This is a genomic window from Novosphingobium hassiacum, from assembly GCF_014196055.1.
GTDB classification, from domain to species: Bacteria; Pseudomonadota; Alphaproteobacteria; order Sphingomonadales; family Sphingomonadaceae; genus Novosphingobium; species Novosphingobium hassiacum.
The window spans coordinates 59,021-80,075 of sequence record NZ_JACICY010000007.1 but is presented as its reverse complement, the minus strand read 5'-3'; the positions used below and the strand labels follow the sequence as shown (position 1 = coordinate 80,075).

The window sequence follows — 21,055 nt, the reverse complement described above, 5'->3', positions numbered from 1 at the left end:
CCCTCCCGCAGGCGGGAGGGGTCGGGGGTGGGCCCTTGTCTTGAACTCACCCGGCAGGCGTGATCAGATACTTCTCGCCCGTCCGCCGCGCGTTGTAATCGAGCGCAGCCTCACGACTCAGCGCCTGTTCGAGCGTCACGCGTGCCTTGTAGTTGCTCGCAAACGTCGTGGTCAGTTCGGCCAGCACACGCGCACGCATCTTGCCGACGATCTCCGGCCCGAGCTTGCCCATCCACGGCGTCAGCAGCCAGCCCGACACATCCCAGCTGAAGCCGAAGTTGCGCGTCAGCACCGTCGGCGAAAGGTCGAGCGCGCCGTAGATGAACGCATGCTTGGGGCTGTTCGAACCGTAACGGCTATAGGCAGCGCCCGAATTGGCGACCTGCTCCATCACCGTCATGATCTGGCTGACCAGCTTGCCGCCGCCGATTGCATCGAACGCCATCGTTGCCTTGGTCGCGTCGACTGCAGCCGTTAGATCATCGAGGAAGCTGTCCTTCGAACTGTCGACCACATGCTCCGCGCCGATGTCTTTGAGGATCGCGACTTGCGCTTCGCTGCGGACCACGTTGACCAGCGGAATACCGTCGGCCTGACAGATCTTTACCAGCATCTGCCCGAGGTTCGAGGCAGCAGCCGTGTGGACCAGCGCCTTGTGCCCGTGGTAGCGCATGGTTTCGGTAAAGCTGAGCGCGGTCAGCGGGTTGACGAACGCCGATGCGCCTTGCTCAGCCGAAACATCGTCGCCCAGTTCCAGGCACATCGCCGCATCGGCCACCGCATACGTTGCGTACATCCCGCCCGGAAAACAGGTCACTCGCTTTCCCAGCAAGGCCTGCGCGGCAGGCGCATCGCCTGCCGCGACGACCGTGCCCGCACCTTCGTTGCCGACCGGCATCGCCAGGCCGTGCCGCGACTTCATCGCCCGCACTGCCGCCTCGGGCATCTTTGCAACGATCTTGCCGGGCGAGAAGGTCGCGTTCTCGATATCGGCTGGCCCGAATAGCAGCCCCAGATCCGAAGGATTGATCGGCGCCGCCTCGACCCTGATCACAACTTGCGTGTCAGTGGGAGCCGGAACGTCGTGATCGGCAAGTTCGACCGTGAGAGTGCCATCTTCGTCGAGTTTCGATACGAGCTGCTGGCCACGAAGCTGGGTCATTTTCACTCTCCCGGATAAACTGCTTTCACAAAATACAGCCCATCAGGTGGTGCGTTCAGTCCTAATTTGCAACGGTCTTTTGCCTCGAGCGCCGAGACTAGATCGGCGCACGACCATTGCCCCTGCCCGACCATAGCCAGGCAGCCGACCATCGAGCGCACCTGGTGATGCAGGAAACTGCGCGCCGCCGCCTCGATCACCACGCGCTCACCCTCACGCCGCACGTCGAGCCGGTCGAGCGTCTTGACCGGGCTGGCGGACTGGCAATGGACCGAACGGAACGTGGTGAAATCATGATGACCGACAAGCACTTGCGCCGCATCGTGCATCGCTTGTGCATCAATCGGTCGGGAGATGCGCCACGCCTTGCCCACATCCAGCGTCAGCGGCGCGCGACGGTTGACGATGCGATATTCATAGGCCCGCCCGATGCAAGAAAACCGCGCGTGCCAGTCATCAGCCACCTCGCGGCAATCGAGCACCGCGATCGCATGTCCCGCCTTGAGCAGATGGGCGTTGAGCGCGCCTGCCATGCGAAACGGGTCGAATGGGCGCGAAAGATCGAAGTGCGCACGCATCGCCAGCGCATGGACGCCAGTATCGGTGCGGCCCGACGCATGGACCCGCACGTCCTCCCCGGTCACCCCGAACGCCGCTTCCTCCAGTGCCTGCTGCACCGAAGGCGCGTGGCTCTGCCGCTGGAAACCAGCGTAGGGAACACCGTTCCATTCGAGGGTGAGGGCAAAGCGAGTCATGCGCTGCGTGTCCCAAGGCACCACCCCCCGGCCCCCTCCTCTGAAGAGGAGTGGGGGAAGATCGCGCAACACAAAAGCCCCCTCCTCTTCAGAGGAGGGGGTTGGGGGTGGTGTTGGCGACTCTCAGCCAACGCAAGTCCCCGCCGTAATCGGACGCCCCCGCAACAAAGCGCCCGCATCCATCGCCGGACGCCCCGCCCGCTGGATTAAGGTCGGCCGAACCGCACCCGAAGCACACGCGATCTTCAGCCCATCGTCCAGCGTCACCCCCGGTGCGCCCGCACCGCTCACAACCTCTACTGCCAGCACCCGATAGCGCTCCCCCTCCAGCTCGAAAAACGCACCCGGCACCGGCGCGAATGCGCGTACCTGCCGCTCAACGTCGTCAGCACTCCGCGAAAAATCCAGCCGACTCTCCGCCTTGTCGATCTTGTGCGCATAAGTAACGCCGACCTCGGGCTGGACCACCGCAGGGTTCGCAGGCAGATCCGCCAGCACCGTGACCATCAGCGCGGCCCCCTTCGCCGCCAGTTCCGCCGTCAACGCACCCGCCGTCTTGCCATCGACCGGCGTTTCCACCGTCGCCAGCATCGGTCCTGTATCGAGCCCGCGCTCCATCTGCATGATCGTGACCCCGGTCGTCTCATCACCTGCAAGGATCGCGCGCTGCACAGGAGCAGCCCCTCGCCAGCGCGGCAACAACGATCCGTGGACGTTCAGGCACCCCAGGCGCGGCGCACTCAGCACCGCTTGTGGCAGGATCAGGCCATAAGCTGCAACCACCGCGATATCAGCGCCAAGCGCCGCAAACGCCCCCTGCTCATCATCGCCTCGTAGCGAAACCGGCGTGCGCACCTCGATCCCCAGCGCCTCTGCCGCCAGATGGACCGGCGATGGTTGCAGCTTCTTGCCCCGCCCCGCCGGGCGCGGCGGCTGGCTATAGGCTGCGACCACTTCGTGCCCTGCCGCCACCAGCGCCTCCAGCGTCGGCACCGCGAAATCGGGCGTGCCCATGAAGATGATGCGCATAAGCTGGAGAATGCCCTTCCGTTTGCCGCTTCCGCCCCTATCTGTGCTGCGATGGCATCGCAAGAGATCGAGGCATTATCGGGCGCCTTGGCCCGCCTCCCGGGGCTTGGGCCGCGCTCGGCCCGGCGCGCTGTGCTGTGGCTGATCAAGCGCCGCGAGACCGCGCTCGAGCAACTGCTCAACGCGCTGATGCAAGTGCAGGAGCTGCTGGTCGAATGCGACACCTGCGGCAATGTCGATACCACCAACCCTTGCGGCATCTGCGCCGATCCGCGCCGCGATGTGCGCTCGATCTGCGTGGTCGAGGAAGTGGCGGATCTCTGGGCACTCGATCGCGCGCGGCTGTTTACCGGCAAGTACCATGTGCTCGGCGGCAGGCTGTCGGCGCTCGAAGGTGTGCGACCCGAGGATCTGACCATCGGCAAGTTGCTCGACCGCGTCGCCCAGGGTGGCGTAGACGAAGTGGTGCTGGCGATGAACGCCACATTGGAAGGCCAGACCACCGCACACTACATCGCCGAACGGCTCGAGGGCATGACGGTGCGCGTGACGCAGCTGGCGCATGGCCTGCCGGTGGGTGGAGAGTTGGACTATCTTGACGAGGGCACGCTCGCTCAAGCACTTAGGGCGCGGCGCCCGGTCGGCTGAGTCGGCGCCGGGAGATCCTGACATGGCTATCCAGGGAATTGGCGGTTTCTTCTTCCGATCGAATGACCCGGAAGCGCTGGGCAAGTGGTACGAGGATCATCTCGGCATCGGCGCGTGGTGGGAGCAGAAGGCGGGGCCAACAGTGTTCCAGCCCTTCCCCGTCGGCAGCGACTATTTTCCGGCCGACCGCCAGACCATGCTCAACCTGCGGGTCGAAGGCCTCGACGCCATCGTCGCTAAGCTGGAACAGGCCGGGATCGAGGTTATCCGCAAGGCCGAATGGGATGGTGAATACGGGCGATTTGCGCGAATTCATGACCCGGAAGGTAATCCCATAGAGCTTTGGGAGCCGTAATCGCAGCCGCGGAGTCGAATGTGCGGCGTCCCTTGCGACTCCCGCCCATCTCTCTTATCTGCCCCTCATGGCCATTCTCGAAATCCTTGAAATCCCCGACCAGCGACTGAAGCAGGTCTCCGTCCCCGTCGAAAAGTTCGACGACGAACTGCGCACGCTTGTGTCAGACATGTTCGAGACAATGTACGATGCCCCCGGCATCGGCCTCGCCGCGATCCAGGTCGGCGTGCCGCTGCGTGTGCTGGTGATCGATCTTCAGCCCGAGGATCCGGATGCCGAGCCGGTCGCCTGTGACCACGACGGCCACCACCATCACCACACGCCGACAAAGCGCGAGCCGCAGGTCTTCATCAACCCTGAAATCCTCGATCCTTCCGAAGAGCACACGCTCTATCAGGAAGGCTGCCTTTCGGTGCCCGAGATCTACGCCGAAGTCGAACGCCCCTCGCGCATCCGTGCGCGCTGGCAGGATCTCGACGGCAAAGTGCACGAGCAGGACATGGACGGACTGATGTCCACCTGCCTCCAGCACGAGATGGACCACCTCGAAGGCATCCTGTTCATCGACCGCCTGTCGCGCCTCAAGCGCAACATGGCGATCAAGAAGCTGGAAAAGCTCCGCAAGGCGGCCTGATGGCGTGAGGCCGCGTTACGCGGCCTCGTGCACTTCCCTGTCCAAATCGACGAGCGCGGCGCGACAATCGTCGGCGCATTCGCGGCACATCTGCGCGCAGCGGCGGCAGTGCGCGTTGTCGTGGCCACCGCATTCCGCCTCGCAGATTTCACAAGCCTTGATGCACACCGCCAATTGCGCGCGGATCAGTTCACGGTTCGATCCGGTCCGGCGCGTGGCGATGCGCGCGGTCGTGGCACACACATCCGAGCAGTCCAGGCACGTGCGAACGCACTGGTCCATGTCCATGGCCTCGGCCAGACACGCATCGGCGCAGGAATTGCAGATCGCAGAGCAGTACATTGCGTGCTTGACGGCACGACCAAGCGATTCGTTGTAAGCGTCACCCACCTGCGGGTGCTCGGAAATCATCTTCTCGATCGACATGGCGTCTGCTCCTCTGGCTATGCAGTGAGAGCGAAGCCGCGGGCAATGCGTTCCCGGCGCGGACGCAGTTGTGGAACAGCCCGTCGGCAGCCTTGCGTGTGCAATGCCGAGGCAGTAAGTTCCTCTTTCGTTCCGACCGGAGGTTTTGCGTGGAATCTGCCCAGCTTGTATTGATGCTTCTCGCCATCGTCGTGGGAGTCGCAATCGGCTGGTTCCTCGGCTCGCGCCCGCTTGCCGAATGGCGCGCGCGGTATGATGCGCGCGATGCCGATGCCAAGGCGCACGAGGGCACGGTCAAGGCGATGACGGTGGATCTGGCCGCGATGAGCGAGCGGGTCCGCGCGATGGATGCGGTTTCCGCAGAACTGGCAGAAGTCCGCCGCCACCGCGATGAACTCGCCCCGGCGCTCGCCACCGCGCGCCAGCAGGCGGCCGATGCTGCCGTGGTGCGCGCAGAACTGGCACAGGTCCGCGCCGATCGGGAGGCACTAGGCACCGCGCTCGAACGCCTCAAGGCCGATGCCGAGAACTTCGCCGAGCAGAAGCGCATGCTGATCGAGGCGCAGGAAGTCTTGCGCAAGGAATTCGAGAACGCGGGCAACAAGGTGCTCGAAAAAGCGCAGGAGACGTTCCTCGCCCGCGCGCAGGCCCGCTTCGATGAGAGCGAAAAGACCAGCGGCGAACGATTGAAGGCACTGCTCTCGCCGGTCGATCAGCGGCTGCGCAGTTACGAGGAACAGGTCGGCAAGCTGGAGAAGGAGCGCGTCGACGCGTTCGGGAACCTGACCGGGTTGATCCAGTCCATGCGTGATGGACAGGAAGCGGTACGCGCTGCCGCCGCGCAACTCGGCAATTCCCTGCGGAACGGTCCCAAGACGCGCGGGCGCTGGGGCGAATTGCAGTTGCGCAACGTGCTCGAACAGTGCGGGCTTGCCGAACATACCGACTTCGTCACCGAGCAATCGGTCGAGACCGACGAAGGCCGCCTGCGCCCCGACGCGATCGTGCGCGTGCCAGGCAACAAGCTGCTGGTGATCGACGCCAAGGTCTCGCTCAACGCCTATCAGGATGCGTTCGAGGCCGAGGACGACGACACCCGCAAGATCGCGCTGAACGCCCACGTCCAGTCGATGCGCAACCACATCCAGACTCTCGGCGCGAAATCGTACCAGAGCCAGTTCGAGGAAGCGCCCGATTACGTGCTGATGTTCGTGCCGGGCGAGCACTTCATAGCCGCGGCGCTGGAACGTGACCCAAGCTTGTGGGACTATGCCTTCGAACGCCGCGTGCTGCTGGCCAGTCCGACCAACCTCGTCGCCATCGCGCGCACCGTCGCGCAAGTCTGGCGTCAGGATGGCCTTGCACGCGAAGCGCGCGAGATCGGGCGCATGGGCGGCGAACTGTACGACCGCCTTGCCGTTGCCGCCGAACATCTCAAGCGCGTGGGCTCAGGCCTCGACAGCGCGGTCACCAACTACAACAAGTTCGTCGGCAGCTTCGAACGCAACGTGCTGTCCGCCGGACGCCGCTTGCGCGAAAAGCATATCGAGATCGGCAAGCGCGAGGTAGAAGAAGTGCCGCTGGTCGAAGCAACCCCGCGCCATGCCGATACCGATGCGGCCGTGCTGGCAGCCATCGCCAACGATGAAGGAGACGTCGCGGCGGAATGAGTGGACGTGCGGGACCTGCGCTGATCGCGGCACTCTGGCTCGCGCTGGCCGGATGCGACCGCGATCCGGCGCCTGTCCCTGCCCCGTCTGCCCGCCCGCATCCCGCCGTCGCCGCCAGTGCCGCGCCCGCGCCGGAACCCAGCGAAAGCCCATCTGCGCAACCAGCCGCCGAACCGTCGGTTGCAGCTGCCCAAACATACCCACCGCGCAATGATTGCTCCACCGCGCTGGGCTGGCCCGCCTTCTACAAGGCGCTGACCACGGCAGTCCGCGCGCGAGACGCCACCGGACTTGCCGCGCTGGCCTCGCCCGACATCACGCTCGACTACGGCGGCGGTAGCGGCGTCGAGGAACTGAAGAAGCGCTTGGCCGAACCCGAGCGCAAGCTGTGGGCCGAACTCGATGCGATCATGCCGCTGGGCTGCGCTGTCCAAGGTGGCCTTGCGGCGATGCCGTGGGTGTTCTGGAACATCCCCGACGACATCGACGGCTACAGCGCGATGCTCGTCACGGGCGATGCCGTTGAGCTGCTCGACGGACCGAAGGGGAAACCTCTGGCTATGGTCGGCTGGCAACTGGTCGGGATCGATCCGATGGAATTCCGCCCCGACAAGCCAACCACCAAAGTCACCCTGCGTGATGCCCGCAAAGGCTGGATCGCGACAGCGCGGCTGCGCAGCCTGCTCGACTACCGTGTGATTGCAGAACCGAAGGACAATGGCTGGCAAATCACCGCGTTCATCGCTGGAGATTAGTGCGCGAGTTCGAGGTCCAGCGCGTGGCCGCCCGAGGTGAGTTGCATCGAATTGCCGGTCCTCAGCAGTTGCGGTGCGGCCGAAAGCAGCGCGTTGACTGCCTCTTCCTGCTGCCACACCGCGCCTTCGCAGAACATCCGCGTCGCCATCAGCGGGCCTGCGACAAGACGCCCCGCATCGACCCGATACTCGCCACCAATCGAATTGCAGCCAACGCTCGCGCCAAGCCGGTCATCGTCGAAGCGCATGCTGGCTTTCGCAGGCTGAACCGGAGCCCCGCCGTCGATCCGGACAATCGTCCACCGCGTTCCAGCAAGCCCTGCACTGGTCGAAGGCGCGGTCGCGCAACCGCTCAGCAGAGCGGCGCAAATTGCGGCAAGGGCAACGGAAATGCGCATGACCGTCTCATACGCCTTTGGTACTGACCGTGCGATTAACCAGCCGTTGCGGTATTATACATCAAGCGTTGCAAGCACTTCGTAGGCCAGAACTGCGCCTGCAACGGCGGCGTTGAGGCTGTCCGCGCGCCCCCGCATCGGCATCGTCACGCGCAAGTCGCAAGCCATCTCGTAATCTTCCGGAAGCCCGCGCGATTCGTTGCCGACCATCACGAAACAAGGGGCCGCATAAGGCGCACGGCGATAAGGCACCGCCTCGCGTAGCGACGCCGCGACCAGCTGCCCCGGCCCACCACGCAGCCAGGCAAGAAATTCATCCCAGCGCACTTGCGCCAGCCGAGTGGTAAAAATTCCGCCCATACTCGCCCGCACCGCCTCGACTGAGAAGGGATCGACGCAGTCATCGATCAGGATCAGTCCGCCCGCGCCCACCGCATCGGCCGTACGCAGCATCGTACCCAGATTACCCGGATCGCGCATCGCATGCGCAACCAGCCAGATCGGCGCGGCGTCACGATCGATCAGGTCGATGCGCGTGTCCCATTCGGCGAACACGCCCGCAACTGCCTGCGGATTGTCCTTGCCGGTTACCTTGGCAAGAATATCGAGCGGCAGTTCAATGACCTCGCCGCCCGCGACCGCAACAGCGCGTTCCAGATCATCCAGCAAGGGATGGCCCTCGCGCCCTTGCGCCATCAACAGGATCTCGGGCAACCGCCCACCCTCGCGCGCATCGGTCAGCAGGCGCAGCCCCTCGGCGAGAAACTTGCGCTCGATCCGCCGGTGCTTCTTTTCGCGAAGGGAGCGGACGAACTTGACCGTCGGATTGGAATAGCCGGTGATGATCTTGCGCGTCATGCCGCCCCCATGCGTCAGCAAGACGGCGGCAGCAAGGGGAGCATCCGAATGCCCGGATTTTTCCTCAGCGTGAGCCGAGAATGGCTACTTTCGAGAACCGGCGCGCAGCGACCATTCGGGTCGTGAGCACCGGAAGCACAGCAAGTGGCCGTTCGCGGGCCGCGCTGGGGGAAAAGCCGGATATTCGGATCAGTCTTCGCCAAAGCCGTCCTTGATCAGCCCGGTGAGCTTCATCAGGATCGCATCGGCTTCGCTTTCTGGCCCGGTGACAGTCACGTCCACCGTATCGCCCTTGGCGGCACCAAGCATCATCAACCCGAGGATCGAGGCACCGTTGGCATCCGTCCCGTCCTTGCCAACCGTCACTTCAATGCCATCCGGCAGCTTGGCGACCGCGTTGACGAATTTCGCGCTCGCCCGCGCGTGCAGGCCACGCTGGTTGACGATCGTCACGGTTTCGCGGGTGACGTAACGCTGATCAGACATTCACGCATCCTGCCCCAGAAATTCGGAAGCGATCGTTATGTAATTCCGGCCGGCGTCCCGCGCGGCCGATGTCGCTTCCTTGACGCCCATGCAATTGCGCGCCTTGGCGAGCCGGATCAGCATGGGCAGGTTGATCCCGGCAATCACTTCGACTTTGCCCGCCTGCATCAGCGAGATCGCCAGGTTCGAAGGCGTGCCGCCGAACAAGTCGGTCAGGATGATCACGCCTTCACCGCTATTCACGCGCTTGATCGCGTCGGCGATTTCCTTGCGGCGTTTTTCCATGTCGTCATTGGGGCCGATGCAGACGCCGATGACGTCCGTCTGCCGCCCGACGACGTGCTCCATCGCGTGGATGAATTCATCGGCAAGTGCGCCGTGGGTAACGAGGATGAGACCGATCATGAAACGGGCAGGCTCCGAAGTGCAACCGCGCTTTGTACCGCAACGCGCCTGAACGCAGGCTTGGTACGAACGTGCAGCGTGCAAGCCGATGAAAAATCGAAACGCATGGCTTTCAGAACTGCCCCACCCATCACACCTTGCCGCCTTCGAGCATGTCAGCCGCTCGCGACGCCAGGTTGCGGTGCAGCAATGTGGGAGAAAATCCTGCATCGCGCAAGGCCGAAGCGATCTGCTCGCCCATGAACACCGAACGATGCCTCCCGCCGGTGCAGCCAAACGCGACGTGGACGTAGGCCTTACCCTGCTCCTGATAGCGCGGGAGCAGTAACAGCAGCAGGTCGCGGATACGCGAGAAAGCCTCGTCAAAGGCCGGATCCTGCCGGATATAGTCACCCACCGGAGCATCGCGCCCGGTCTGCGGACGCAATTCGTCCACCCAGTGCGGGTTGGCCAGAAAGCGCATGTCGAACACCAGATCGGCCAAGGGCGGTGTTCCCCGCGAAAAGCCGAAACTGCTGATCGTGAGCGTTGTCGGAGCGGGAACCTCGCTGCCGAACTGGCTCCGAATCGCCTGCTGCAGATCGTTGGTGGTAAAGTTGCTGGTCGTGATCACGACGTCGGCCCAGCGCCGCAACGGCTCAAGCAATTCACGCTCTGCCGCGATACCGGTCGCGGCCGCTTTGTCCTCGCTCATCGGATGGCGACGGCGGGTCTCGTTGTAGCGGCGCTCCAGTTCGCTGCCAGCACAATCCAGAAACAGCGTCGTGATCTGGAGATCAGGCCGCTGCGACAGTTTTTTGACCAGCTCGATCGTCCGCTTGGGATCGAAACCGCGCGTGCGCGTGTCGAAACCGATCGCCATCGGCGCTGCCTGCTCGCTGCGGGCCGAACCCGGCTCGGTTTCGAGCAGGCGGTCGAGCAGGCGGATCGGGAAGTTGTCGATCGCCTCCCAGCCCATATCCTCTAGCGTGCGCAACGCGGTCGTCTTGCCCGCGCCGAGCAGGCCGGTAACGAGCAGGATACGCTGGATGTTCGACTCTTGCGGCATTGCTGCAATGCTTTGCGCTTTCGCAAGCGGGTTGGAAAGTCCGCAAACCGACTTGTGCCGGATCAGGAAAGTATCAACCCATGCGTCCGCAGGGCAAGTTCCGCGCGCAGATGCAGAACCGGACTGTCGGGCCAGAGTCGCACCAGCGGCAGCGCGACCCCTTCGATCGTGATAACCTCGGGCGCATCGATAAAGCGTGGAGCCTCGGCATCCAGCCGGATCACCAGCGCAATCGCTACCGGCGGCGAGGTCGGCATCTCGACCAGCCCGACGTTGCGCACCTCGAGCTTGCCGGCCGTTTGCGGATGCGGAGCGGCGATCAGCCTGCCGCCTGTTACACCAAGCACCACGCCATCATCGCCCACCAGCACCGCTCCGCGATCGATCAGCGCGAGCGCCAGGCTCGATTTGCCCGAGCCCGGCTTCCCCTCGATCAGCACGCCGCGCCCACCGATCGCAACGCATCCTGCCTGCCGAACGATGCTCACTCGCTGCCCTCCAGCAAGAGCGGCAGGCTCAACTCGAGGCTCGCACCGGGCTTGCCATATGGCCGCTCGGTCACGGTCAGCGTGCCGTCGTGCGCCTCGGCGATCGTGCGGGCGATTGCCAGGCCCAGCCCGCTATGCGCGCCGAACGCCTCTTCGGTCGGGCGCACGGAATGAAACCGCTCGAACACCTTCTCACGCTCGCTTGCAGGAATGCCGGGGCCGTCATCGCTCACGCTCAGATGCGCCGTCTCATCGTCACCCCAGACAACGACCTCAACCGAGCCGTCGGCCGGTGAGAACGACACCGCATTGTCGAGCAGGTTTTCGAGCACGCGCTCCAGCCGCGAAGCATCGCCTGCGACCAACGTGCTGCCACCAGCGTTGCGGAAATGGATCGGGGCGGTGCCCCTTGCCCGCACATCGCGAGCACCGACGATCTGCGCGGCGAGCCCCGCAAGATCGACTTGCGAGAACGTCGCGCGGCTGAGTTCCGCATCGATGCGGCTGGCGTCGGCGATCTCGGTGATCAGCCGGTCGATGCGCTGGACATCATGCGCGGCGATATCCGCAAGCTGGCGGCGCAACGCGGGATCGTCGACCCGCTCCATCGTCTCGAGCGCGCTCGACAACGACGCCAACGGATTCTTAAGCTCATGCGCGACATCGGCCGCAAACATCTCGACCGCATCGATCCGCTGGCGCAGCGCGGTGGTCATGTCGGACACGGCGCGGGCGAGCAATCCGATCTCGTCGCCGCGATCGGGCAGGCGCGGCACGACGACCTCGCGCTCGCGCCCGAGCCGCACTCGGATCGCGGCGCGAACCAGCGCGCGCAGCGGCTGGACGATGGTCCGCGCCAGGAACAGCGAGAGCTGAACCGAGAGCAGCAGCGCCACGCCAATGATGATCACCAGCGTCTGGCGCGCATCGCGCACGGACTGCGTGATGTCGAGCGCGTTGCGCAGGCTCAGCAGTACCTCGCCCTTCGTGCCGACCGGCGCTGCGGCGGTGATCACCGGCGTGCGGTCCGGGGCATAGCGCAGGAACACTTCGGTGCGGCCGGTAGCGCGCGCCGCGCGGATCTCGGGCCAGCTGCCTGCGGGCTGTTCGGCGGTATCGCTGTATCGCTCGACCGTTGGCGCGTTGACGATGAAGTCCACGCCGCGGTCGAGCAGTCGCGCCGCCTGCTGGTACCACGGCTCGGAATTGGGATCGATCAGTGCAAACGAGGGCGGCGCAAGTGTGAAGCTGTCCGCCTCCAGTCGCCCCCGCCCGTCGTACAAACGCAGTCGCAAGACCTGATCGGTGCCGATCCGCGCCAGCAATTGCCCCCGGCGCTCGGCGGACAATCCATCGAGAGCGTCCGCCGCGATGTCGGCCTCCGCGCGCGCCAGCTTGAAGCGCTCGGCGATCAACTGCGCGCGGTAGCTGTCGAGATAAAAGAAGCCGCCCGCCAGCAAGGCCAGAGCGATGACGTTGACGAACAGGATGCGCGTGGTGAGCGAGACCCCGCGAATACGCCAGCGCCGCCCCAGGCGCGGACGGCGCGGTAGTGTCGGGTGCGGGGGCGGATCATCGTCACTCGTCGCCAAAGCTGTACCCTGCACCGTAAAGGGTCTCGATCGCGCCGAACTTGCCATCGACCGCACGGAACTTGCGGCGCAGGCGCTTGATGTGGCTGTCTATCGTGCGGTCATCGACGAACACGTCGTCGTGGTAGGCCGCATCCATCAGCTGGTTGCGCGTCTTGACCACGCCGGGCCGCATGGCGAGCGCTTCGAGGATCAGGAATTCGGTGACTGTCAGCGAAACGGCCTCGCCGTTCCAGGTCACCGCATGGCGCGCCGGGTCCATCACCAGACGTCCGCGGCGGATCGGTTCGGGCAGCGGCTCACCCGTCTGCTCCTCTTCCTCGGCCTCGCGGCGCACGATGTCGCTGCGGCGCAGGATCGCCTTGATCCGCGCGACCAGCAGCCGCTGGCTGAACGGCTTGGCAATATAATCGTCAGCGCCCATCGACAGGCCGAACGCCTCGTCCGCCTCGTCGTCCTTGCTGGTCAGGAAGATCAGCGGCATGTCGCTTTTCTCTCGCAGCCGCCGCAGCAGTTCCAGCCCATCCATACGCGGCATCTTGATGTCGCACACGGCCAGGTCGGGCGGGTTGTCGAGCATCGCCTTCAACGCTGCGTCACCATCGCTGTAGAGGCGCGTCGCATAACCCTCGGTCTGCAACGCGATCGACACCGTCGTCAGGATATTGCGGTCATCATCGACGAGCGCGATGACGCGAATGTCATCGGAAGGGCCGGTGCGTTCGGTTGGCGTTTCGACCATCAGCGTGTGGATACCGGCAGCCATCGCGCCATGCAACTTTATGCTCGACCGGACCCCCGATTGGTAGTTGCAAGGCGCGCAACTTGCTGCGCAAAAATCTTCGTTGCCGCGTGTCATTTGACGCAGCAAAGCCCAGCTACTATGCGCCATCGGAGAATCGCGCATTCGTATTCGTATCTGCTCGCCGAGCGGGGATAATCCCCGCAGCGGCGCTGCCACCGGGAGGCCTGAAGTGTCCGATACCCGCCTGAACGTGTCTCTTTCCAGCCAGGGTTTTCCCGAGCCGGCCGAATTGTTTGCCAACCTCGGCACCGCGCCGCTGGTCGAGCACGCGATCCGCAATGGCGAAGGCCTGCTCTCGGTCGACGGGCCGCTGGTCGTCGAGACCGGCAAGCACACCGGCCGTAGCGCCAAGGACAAGTTTATCGTCCTCGATGCCGAGACCGAGAACACCGTCTGGTGGGGCAAGACCAACGTCGCGATGACGCCTGCACACTTTGCTGCGCTCAAGGCCGATTTCGTCAAGGCGCTGGGCGAAAAGGACAAGCTCTACGTCGCCGATCTGTTCGGTGGCAGCCAGCCTGAAAACCGCGTCAACGTGCGCGTCATCAATGAATTTGCCTGGCACAACCTGTTCATCCGCACGCTGCTGGTCCGCCCGACGACGGACGAACTCGCCAGCTTTGCGCCGGAATACACGATCATCGACCTGCCGACCTTCCGCGCCGATCCTGCGCGTCACGGCTGCCGCAGCGAAACCGTGGTCGCGGTCAACTTCACCGAGAAGCTGATCCTGATCGGCGGCACCGCCTATGCCGGTGAAATGAAGAAGTCGGTGTTCGGCATTCTCAACTACCTGCTCCCCGTCAAGGGCGTCATGCCGATGCACTGCTCGGCCAACATGGGTCCTGCGGGCGACACCGCCGTGTTCTTCGGCCTGTCGGGTACCGGCAAGACGACGCTTTCGGCAGACGCCTCGCGCACGCTGATCGGCGATGACGAGCATGGCTGGTCGGACACCGCCGTGTTCAACTTCGAAGGCGGTTGCTACGCCAAGGTCATCCGCCTCTCGGAAGAGGCCGAGCCTGAAATCTTCGCCACGACCAAGCGTTTCGGCACCGTGCTCGAAAACGTCGTGATCGATCCTGTCACCCGCACGATCGACCTCGACGACGCGAGCCTGGCTGAAAACAGCCGTGGGTCCTACCCGATCGATTTCATTCCCAATTCGTCGGAAAAGAACCTCGGCCCGGTCCCGACCAACCTCATCTTCCTGACCGCCGACGCTTACGGCGTACTTCCTCCGATCGCGCGGCTCACGCCCGATCAGGCGATGTACCACTTCCTGTCGGGCTACACCGCGCGCGTTGCCGGGACCGAGATCGGCGTGACCGAGCCGGAAGCCACCTTCTCCACCTGCTTCGGCGCGCCGTTCATGCCGCGCCACCCGTCGATCTACGGCAACCTGCTCAAGGAGCGGATTGCCAAGGGCGGCGTGAAGTGCTGGCTGGTCAACACCGGCTGGTCGGGCGGCAAGGCCACGCAGGAAGGCATCAAGCGCATGCCGATCAAGGCCACCCGCGCGCTGCTCAACGCCGCGCTCGATGGCAGCCTCAACAACGCGACCTTCAAGAAAGACCCCAACTTCGGCTTCGAAGTGCCGGTCGAAGTGCCGGGCGTCGAAACCCGCCTCCTCGATCCGCGCGGCGCATGGGCCGATGGTGAGGAATACGACAAGACTGCGCAGGAACTGGTGCGCAAGTTTGTCGACAATTTCCAGCAGTTCGCCGACCACGTCGACCAGTCGGTTCGCGACGCGGCACCGGTCACGGCGTAAGCGCTTGCTAGCCTCGTCATTGCGAGGCGCGTAGCGACGAAGCAATCCAGAGCCTGGCGCACAGCCGCTCTGGATTGCTTCGCTCCGCTCGCAACGGCGAGTGTCCTTTGGAACGCCAACAGGCGTCAGGTTCAGGCCGACAGCAGCGCCTCGATGAACGGCCCGGTCCCGCTGAAGTTCAGCGGATAGGCAACCGTCGGGTGCGCATAGCCCTTCAGATCGACATCGATCATCGGCTCTGGATGAAAGCGTACATCGGCCAGTGATCGGAACACTTCCTGCGCGATCAGGATGTCGCAGCCCGAATCCTTGGTCCCCGTCTCCAGCCGGAACGCGATGTTCACGGCCTCGCCCATCGCGGTGAAATCGGCCGCGCCGCTGCTTCCGATATTGCCGATCGTGGCCATCCCGACGTTATATCCGCAGCCGAAGCGCAACGGGCGGGGTGGCTGGTGCTGGCGCTCCGCCAAGCGGAATATTTCCTGATAGCTGCTGATCACGTCGAGCACGGTAACCACGTCGCGCCGTCCGATGGCATTCGCGGGGTGCACCCACAGCGCCAGAATTGCATCGCCGATGAACTTGGTCGACCACACTCCCGCCGCGTCGAGCACCCGGCCCGCCTCGCGATTAATGTCGGACATCATCGCCCCGATCGCCTGCTCCCCCATGTCGGCGGACAACTTGGTAAAGCCGCGGATGTCGATCACCACTGCGCTGACCAATTGCTTGTCCATGAAGAACTGCGTGCGTCCGGCCATTGGGTCCGGCAGTTCGACAGGCACCATCGTCTGGACGAATTCGAGCACGTGCCGGCCGATCTGGACCTTGTCACCCGATTTCAGCTGCGTCGGCGATTGCACCGGGCGACCGTTGAGCCAGGTCCCGTTGGTGCTGCCCAGATCGTTGAGAATACAGTGGCCGGTGGCGTTGCGGCGGATGATCGCATGCTCGCGCGAGGCGAGGCTGTCGTCGATAACGACGGTGTTGGACGCGGCTCTGCCAAATCCGCAGATGCCCAGCCGAGCAATCGGGATTTCGCTGGCTTGTCCCAACAATTCCACGCGCAGAAACGTATCGCAATCTTCGGCGTTCAACGGCCACCCCCCAAGGCAGACAAAATCTGATGCGCTCCGATTATCGCGTCAACCGGCCCCACCTGCCGGCTAGTTCGCTTGATTATCCGCACGACATGGCATTTCGCAGCCGAATCGGCAACATTGCGGTATACCTTGCCGCCCATTCGGCACCTTTGCGCGCAAGAATGGCATACCGGGACTATGCAATACTGTGACGCCCGACACGCAATACTTTTCGCCACAGGTAAGCACGCTGCGATAACAGGCGGCTCATATTCCCGGGCATATCAAGCGAATGGCGCACTTGCCTTGAGCAGGTTGTAAGCCTCGACCACTTCCTGCAAGCGGCCCTCGTGGCTCCGGTCACCGCCATTGCGGTCAGGATGATATTGCCGAACCAATGCGGAATAACGGCTACGCAGCGCCCGGCGGTCGGCGCCATAGTCGAGATTCAGCACATCATAGGCCTTGCGTTCGTCGGGACTGATTCCCCGCCGCGCGGCCTGGGCTGCCCGCACGTGATCCGACCGGCGGGCTCGCGCCCGCGCCGAAATGGCTTCGAGCGGATCGGTAAAATCGCTCCAGCGGGGGGCAGAGTCGATCCCGGCGTCGGCACGGAACGCCCGCGTCTCACGTTCCCACCCCGCCAGCGGCGACTGCGCGGCAAGGATCTCGTCGGCTGTCATTCCGGCAAAGAAATCATAGCCCGAATTGAACTGGCGCACGTGGTCGAGGCAGAACCAGCGATAATCGCCCGGCCCATCAAACCCCGAGGTACGGATGCCCGGAGCCCTGAACTCTCCGGGCTCATCACAACCCGGAGCGTTGCAAATTCGCCCATCGCTCTGGACGCGACCGTGAAACTTGTCATTACGCATGCCGCTTCCACATGGCGACGGAGCGGCTAGAAGGGAAGACATGACAGGACCAATTGCACGGGAAATCGAACGACTGCTCACGCAGGCATTCGCCCCCACTCGCCTCGCGGTAATCAACGACAGCGCCAGCCATTCGGGCCACATGGGCGACGACGGCACCGGGGAATCGCACTTCACGGTCGAGATCGAGGCCGCAGCCTTCACCGGCGAATCGCGCCTCAACCGGCAGCGCATGGTCAACAAGGCCTTGGGCGACATGCCAGGGACGCGCGTCCACGCGCTCGCGATAAAGGCCCGTGCACCAGGTGAGTGACGCTCGTGAGTGACGGGCCGCGCCGCATCCGCCGCGCCGCCCGCATCCTCCTGATGGACGAGCACGACCGCCTCCTGCTCATTCGCTTTGCCCCGGCCGATCGCCGCCCGTTCTGGTGCGGCGTCGGCGGAGAATGCGATCCCGGTGAGGACTTCCACAGCGCGGGGTTGCGCGAACTGTTCGAGGAAACCGGACTTGTCGTGGAAACCTGCGGCCCCGAAGTCGCCCGCCGTGCTGACGATTACCTCACGCTCGCAGGGGAGCCGATCACCTCCGACGAGCGCTTTTTCCGCGTCATTACCCGCAACTTCACTCCCGATACCACCGGCCACACCGCGATTGAGCGCGAACTTATCAGGGAATTTCGCTGGTTTACGCGCGAGGAACTGGCAAACTGGCCGGAACCCGTGTTCCCACTGAACATCCTCGACCTGCTAGCCCAGGAAGCGAATTCATGACCGACCCGATCATCCAGACCATCACCCCCGTCGCGCACGACCTCGGCGCATTCGAGGTCCGCCGCGCGATCCCTTCGCGCCAGCGCACGATGGTCGGACCGTTCATCTTCGTCGACCAGTTCGGCCCCGCCCACCTGCCGCCGGGTACCGCGATGGACGTGCGCCCCCACCCGCACATCAACCTCGCCACGGTCACCTGGCTGTTCGAAGGCGCGATCGATCACCGCGACAGCCTTGGCTCCTTCGCCACGATCCGCCCCGGACAGGTCAACCTGATGACCGCAGGAAGCGGCATCGTCCATTCCGAACGCTCGCCCGCAACCGAGCGCCCCGGCGGCCCCCACCTCTACGGCATGCAGACCTGGCTCGCGCTGCCCGACGGCCAAGAGGAAATCGCGCCCGCATTCGAACAGATCACCCGCCTGCCGCTGGTCGAGGACGTCTGCGCCAGCGCCACGGTCATCATGGGCACGCTCTGGGGCAAGACCGCGCCTACGACACAACACGCCGCCACGATCTACGCCGATATCGTGCTCGCACCCGGAGGCGCCCTCCCGATCGACGCGGAGGCCGACGAACGCGCGATCATGCTCGTGGGCGGCCAAGCCACAATCGACGGCGTGGCGCTAGCCCCCTACGACCTCGTAGTCCTCGCTCCCGGCGCAGTCCTGACGCTGGCCTCCGAAACCGGCGGCCGCGTGATGCTGATGGGCGGAGAAGCCTTCACCACCAAGCGCCACGTCTGGTGGAACTTCGTCAGCTCCGACCGCGAACGCATCAATCAGGCCAAACACGACTGGCAGGAAGGCCGCTTTCCCAAAGTGCCCGGGGACGACCTGGAATTTATTCCCTTGCCTCGCGTCGCGACGACGGTCAGCTATCCCTGATAAAAGACGGGAGAGAGAGCATGGACATGACACGCGTGACGCTCGCCAGCGGGATCGAGCTCGATGTGTGGGACACCGGCCCGAAAGACGCCCCCGCGCTGATCTTCCTCCACGGCTTTCCTGAAAGCCACCGCACATGGCGTCACCAGATCGCGCACCTTTCGGCCCGCTTCCGCTGCATCGCGCCCGACCAGCGCGGCTATCGCGGCTCGTCCGCCCCGCAGGACGTAGCAAGCTACACGCCCGACAAGCTGATCGGCGATGTGTTCCAGCTTGCCGATGCACTGGGCGTCGCGCAGTTCACCATCCTGGGCCATGACTGGGGCGGCGCAATAGCCTGGGGCGTGGCGCTGCTCGGCCAGGGCACGCGCGTTACCCGCGCAGTCATCGCCAACGCGCCGCACCCCGTCATCTTCCCGCGCCTGTTATGGACCGACCCGCAGCAGCGCGCCGCCAGCCAGTACATGCGTGCCTTCCGCGATACCGGGAACGATGCACTGGTGCGGGAGCACGGCCTCGGCGCATTGCTGATGAAGGCACTCGACTGGAAGCGCTCGCCCGTGATGGAAGAGGCAGAACGTGACGCGCTGCTGAAGGATTGGTCAAACCCCGACAATGCCATCGCCATGCTCAACTGGTATCGCGCCAGCCCGATGGCGGTCCCGCCGCTGGACGCGCCATTCGCACTGCCCGAAGGCTACACCGACGCCCCGCTGCCCCCGCTCGCCATCCCGACGCTGGTGATCTGGGCGATGGACGACATGGCCCTGCCCCCTTGCAACCTCGACGGCATGGACAAGCTGGTCCCCAACCTGACCATCGCGCAAGTTCACGACTGCGGGCATTTCGTGCCATGGGAAGCGCCGGACAAGGTCAACGCTGCGCTGGATCGCTTTCTTGCCTGAATCCAAACCCGACGGCCCTGTCGGCAGTCCCGAATCCCTGCTGCGCAACCATGACGGCGGGCATGCGCCGGTCAGCTATCTCGAACTGTTTTTCGACCTCGTCTATGTCTTTGCGACCACCCAGGTTTCGCACTTCCTGCTCATGCACCCCGGCTGGGCAGGCCTTGCCGAAGGCGTAGTGCTGTTTCTGGCAGTGTGGTGGGCCTGGATGTACACCACATGGGTTGCGAACTGGGCCGATCCCGAGCGCGTGCCGGTGCGGTTCGTGCTGCTGATGGTCATGCTTGCCAGCATGATCATGGCGGTCGCCCTGCCCAAGGCGTTCGGACACGGCAAAAACGACCTGGGCCTGATTTTTGCCGCCAGCTACTGTGGCCTGCAGATTTTCCGGACCGCATTCATGGTCTGGGCGATGGGCCGCGACGACCGTGCCGGCGGTATCAACATGGCGCGGATCCTGTCGTGGTTCGTTCTTTCGGCATTGTTCTGGGGAGCGGGCGCGTTTGCCCACGACACAGCCTGGCGCATCGGTCTATGGCTGACGGCTCTGACCATCGAATATACCGGCCCATCGGTCGGCTATCGCGTGCCCGGCCTTGGCAAGTCCGATCCATCCGAATGGCGTATTTCGGGCGGACACATGGCCGAACGCTGTGCCTTGTTCGTCATCATCGCGCTCGGCGAGGGCATCATCGTGACCGGGGCAAGTTTCGCGCAGTCCGAACAGGACGCGAGCCGGGTGCTCGCGTTCCTCTTCGCGTTCCTCGGCTCGGTGCTGATGTGGTGGATCTACTTCGATCGCGGCGCTGCACGCGGGGCCGATCACATAGAACACCACGCCGAACCGGGTCGCGTGGCGCGCAACGCCTACACCTACCTGCATATGCCGATCGTGGCGGGAATAGTGATCACGGCAGTGGCCGATGCGATATTACTGGAACGCCCCGAAGGCGCAGCACCCGCCAGACTGGTGCTGTTCCAGTGCATCGGCCTGTTGGTCTATGTGCTCGGCATCGGCACATTCAAACGATTCAGCAGCAAGCGAGGCAATTTCCCGGTCAGCCATGGGGCAGGTGTGGCCATGCTGCTTGTACTTGGTGGCGTGACACTTATTCGACCGCCGAGCGCGCTGGCGTTTGTTGGGCTGTCGGTGGCGATCCTGGCTATCGTGGTGGTCTGGGAATGGGGCTCATTCCATGGCGGTTGGCGCGAACGGTTAGAAAGGCTGTCCGCCCGCTCGGCCTGAA

General features: G+C 64.3%; 25 protein-coding genes. 11 read left to right on the top strand and 14 right to left on the bottom strand.

The window, feature by feature from the left end; genetic code table 11:
* Positions 1-46 precede the first annotated feature (46 nt).
* The 3 genes from GGQ88_RS14385 to fmt form a co-directional block, all read right to left on the bottom strand.
* Positions 47-1,162: a zinc-binding dehydrogenase gene (locus GGQ88_RS14385; protein WP_183614140.1), complete on the bottom strand. Its 1,116-nt coding sequence runs from the start codon at positions 1,160-1,162 to the stop codon at positions 47-49.
* A 2-nt stretch (positions 1,163-1,164) separates the two neighbouring features.
* On the bottom strand, positions 1,165-1,917 hold the full coding sequence (truA, locus tag GGQ88_RS14380) for a tRNA pseudouridine(38-40) synthase TruA (protein WP_183614139.1): 753 nt from the start codon (positions 1,915-1,917) through the stop codon (positions 1,165-1,167).
* A gap of 123 nt (positions 1,918-2,040) precedes the next feature.
* Positions 2,041-2,946: a methionyl-tRNA formyltransferase gene (fmt, locus tag GGQ88_RS14375; RefSeq protein WP_183614138.1), complete on the bottom strand. Its 906-nt coding sequence runs from the start codon at positions 2,944-2,946 to the stop codon at positions 2,041-2,043.
* A 51-nt stretch (positions 2,947-2,997) separates the two neighbouring features.
* Between fmt and recR the strand changes: the two genes are divergently transcribed.
* The 3 genes from recR to def all read left to right on the top strand — a co-directional run bounded on the left by recR (position 2,998) and on the right by def (position 4,583).
* Positions 2,998-3,594, top strand: coding sequence for a recombination mediator RecR (gene recR / locus GGQ88_RS14370; protein ID WP_183614137.1), 597 nt, complete (start codon positions 2,998-3,000; stop codon positions 3,592-3,594).
* Between the two features lie 22 nt (positions 3,595-3,616).
* Positions 3,617-3,949, top strand: a complete 333-nt coding sequence (locus GGQ88_RS14365) for a VOC family protein (protein WP_183614136.1) — start codon at positions 3,617-3,619, stop codon at positions 3,947-3,949.
* Positions 3,950-4,016: 67 nt separating this feature from the next.
* The gene (gene def, locus GGQ88_RS14360) at positions 4,017-4,583 is read left to right on the top strand and encodes a peptide deformylase (protein WP_183614135.1); all 567 of its coding nucleotides are present in this window, start codon (positions 4,017-4,019) and stop codon (positions 4,581-4,583) included.
* A 15-nt stretch (positions 4,584-4,598) separates the two neighbouring features.
* Here def and GGQ88_RS14355 read toward each other — a convergent pair whose 3' ends face one another.
* On the bottom strand, positions 4,599-5,009 hold the full coding sequence (locus GGQ88_RS14355) for a four-helix bundle copper-binding protein (protein ID WP_183614134.1): 411 nt from the start codon (positions 5,007-5,009) through the stop codon (positions 4,599-4,601).
* A gap of 173 nt (positions 5,010-5,182) precedes the next feature.
* On the opposite strand from GGQ88_RS14355, the gene GGQ88_RS14350 reads away from it, so the two are divergent.
* The gene (locus GGQ88_RS14350; protein WP_183614133.1) at positions 5,183-6,679 is read left to right on the top strand and encodes a DNA recombination protein RmuC; all 1,497 of its coding nucleotides are present in this window, start codon (positions 5,183-5,185) and stop codon (positions 6,677-6,679) included.
* Positions 6,676-7,434 (top strand): hypothetical protein, encoded by a 759-nt coding sequence (locus GGQ88_RS14345; protein ID WP_183614132.1) that lies wholly within the window; start codon positions 6,676-6,678, stop codon positions 7,432-7,434. The genes GGQ88_RS14350 and GGQ88_RS14345 overlap by 4 nt, the downstream gene beginning before the upstream one ends.
* On the opposite strand, the gene GGQ88_RS14340 is transcribed toward GGQ88_RS14345, so the two are convergent.
* The 8 genes from GGQ88_RS14340 to GGQ88_RS14305 form a co-directional block, all read right to left on the bottom strand.
* Positions 7,431-7,832 (bottom strand): META domain-containing protein, encoded by a 402-nt coding sequence (locus GGQ88_RS14340; protein WP_183614131.1) that lies wholly within the window; start codon positions 7,830-7,832, stop codon positions 7,431-7,433. The genes GGQ88_RS14345 and GGQ88_RS14340 overlap by 4 nt on opposite strands.
* Before the next feature lie 54 nt (positions 7,833-7,886).
* On the bottom strand, positions 7,887-8,690 hold the full coding sequence (locus GGQ88_RS14335; RefSeq protein ID WP_183614130.1) for a TrmH family RNA methyltransferase: 804 nt from the start codon (positions 8,688-8,690) through the stop codon (positions 7,887-7,889).
* Positions 8,691-8,879: 189 nt separating this feature from the next.
* Entirely contained in the window at positions 8,880-9,176 is a 297-nt protein-coding gene (locus GGQ88_RS14330) for an HPr family phosphocarrier protein (protein ID WP_183614129.1), read from the bottom strand.
* Positions 9,177-9,581, bottom strand: a complete 405-nt coding sequence (locus tag GGQ88_RS14325) for a PTS sugar transporter subunit IIA (protein ID WP_183614128.1) — start codon at positions 9,579-9,581, stop codon at positions 9,177-9,179.
* A gap of 130 nt (positions 9,582-9,711) precedes the next feature.
* A complete protein-coding gene (rapZ, locus tag GGQ88_RS14320; RefSeq protein WP_183614127.1) occupies positions 9,712-10,629 on the bottom strand; it encodes an RNase adapter RapZ in 918 nt (305 codons plus the stop codon).
* A gap of 62 nt (positions 10,630-10,691) precedes the next feature.
* The gene (locus GGQ88_RS14315; RefSeq protein ID WP_183614126.1) at positions 10,692-11,117 is read right to left on the bottom strand and encodes an HPr kinase/phosphatase C-terminal domain-containing protein; all 426 of its coding nucleotides are present in this window, start codon (positions 11,115-11,117) and stop codon (positions 10,692-10,694) included.
* Positions 11,114-12,652, bottom strand: coding sequence for a sensor histidine kinase (locus GGQ88_RS14310; RefSeq protein WP_246386058.1), 1,539 nt, complete (start codon positions 12,650-12,652; stop codon positions 11,114-11,116). Before GGQ88_RS14310 ends, GGQ88_RS14315 begins: the two co-directional genes overlap by 4 nt.
* Before the next feature lie 43 nt (positions 12,653-12,695).
* Entirely contained in the window at positions 12,696-13,451 is a 756-nt protein-coding gene (locus GGQ88_RS14305) for a response regulator transcription factor (protein ID WP_183614310.1), read from the bottom strand.
* A 253-nt stretch (positions 13,452-13,704) separates the two neighbouring features.
* Between GGQ88_RS14305 and GGQ88_RS14300 the strand changes: the two genes are divergently transcribed.
* A complete protein-coding gene (locus tag GGQ88_RS14300; RefSeq protein ID WP_343057235.1) occupies positions 13,705-15,288 on the top strand; it encodes a phosphoenolpyruvate carboxykinase in 1,584 nt (527 codons plus the stop codon).
* Between the two features lie 131 nt (positions 15,289-15,419).
* Here GGQ88_RS14300 and GGQ88_RS14295 read toward each other — a convergent pair whose 3' ends face one another.
* On the bottom strand, positions 15,420-16,385 hold the full coding sequence (locus GGQ88_RS14295; protein ID WP_183614123.1) for an adenylate/guanylate cyclase domain-containing protein: 966 nt from the start codon (positions 16,383-16,385) through the stop codon (positions 15,420-15,422).
* A 269-nt stretch (positions 16,386-16,654) separates the two neighbouring features.
* Positions 16,655-17,245, bottom strand: coding sequence for a J domain-containing protein (locus GGQ88_RS14290; RefSeq protein ID WP_183614122.1), 591 nt, complete (start codon positions 17,243-17,245; stop codon positions 16,655-16,657).
* A gap of 40 nt (positions 17,246-17,285) precedes the next feature.
* On the opposite strand from GGQ88_RS14290, the gene GGQ88_RS14285 reads away from it, so the two are divergent.
* From GGQ88_RS14285 to GGQ88_RS14265, 5 genes are read left to right on the top strand one after another with little or no spacing between them, the layout of a single operon-like run.
* Entirely contained in the window at positions 17,286-17,558 is a 273-nt protein-coding gene (locus tag GGQ88_RS14285; RefSeq protein WP_183614121.1) for a BolA family protein, read from the top strand.
* Positions 17,559-17,563: 5 nt separating this feature from the next.
* A complete protein-coding gene (locus tag GGQ88_RS14280; RefSeq protein WP_183614120.1) occupies positions 17,564-18,016 on the top strand; it encodes an NUDIX domain-containing protein in 453 nt (150 codons plus the stop codon).
* Positions 18,013-18,903 (top strand): pirin family protein, encoded by an 891-nt coding sequence (locus GGQ88_RS14275; protein WP_183614119.1) that lies wholly within the window; start codon positions 18,013-18,015, stop codon positions 18,901-18,903. The genes GGQ88_RS14280 and GGQ88_RS14275 overlap by 4 nt, the downstream gene beginning before the upstream one ends.
* Positions 18,904-18,923: 20 nt before the next feature.
* On the top strand, positions 18,924-19,808 hold the full coding sequence (locus GGQ88_RS14270; RefSeq protein WP_183614118.1) for an alpha/beta fold hydrolase: 885 nt from the start codon (positions 18,924-18,926) through the stop codon (positions 19,806-19,808).
* Entirely contained in the window at positions 19,801-21,054 is a 1,254-nt protein-coding gene (locus GGQ88_RS14265; RefSeq protein WP_183614117.1) for a low temperature requirement protein A, read from the top strand. Before GGQ88_RS14270 ends, GGQ88_RS14265 begins: the two co-directional genes overlap by 8 nt.
* Position 21,055 lies beyond the last annotated feature (1 nt).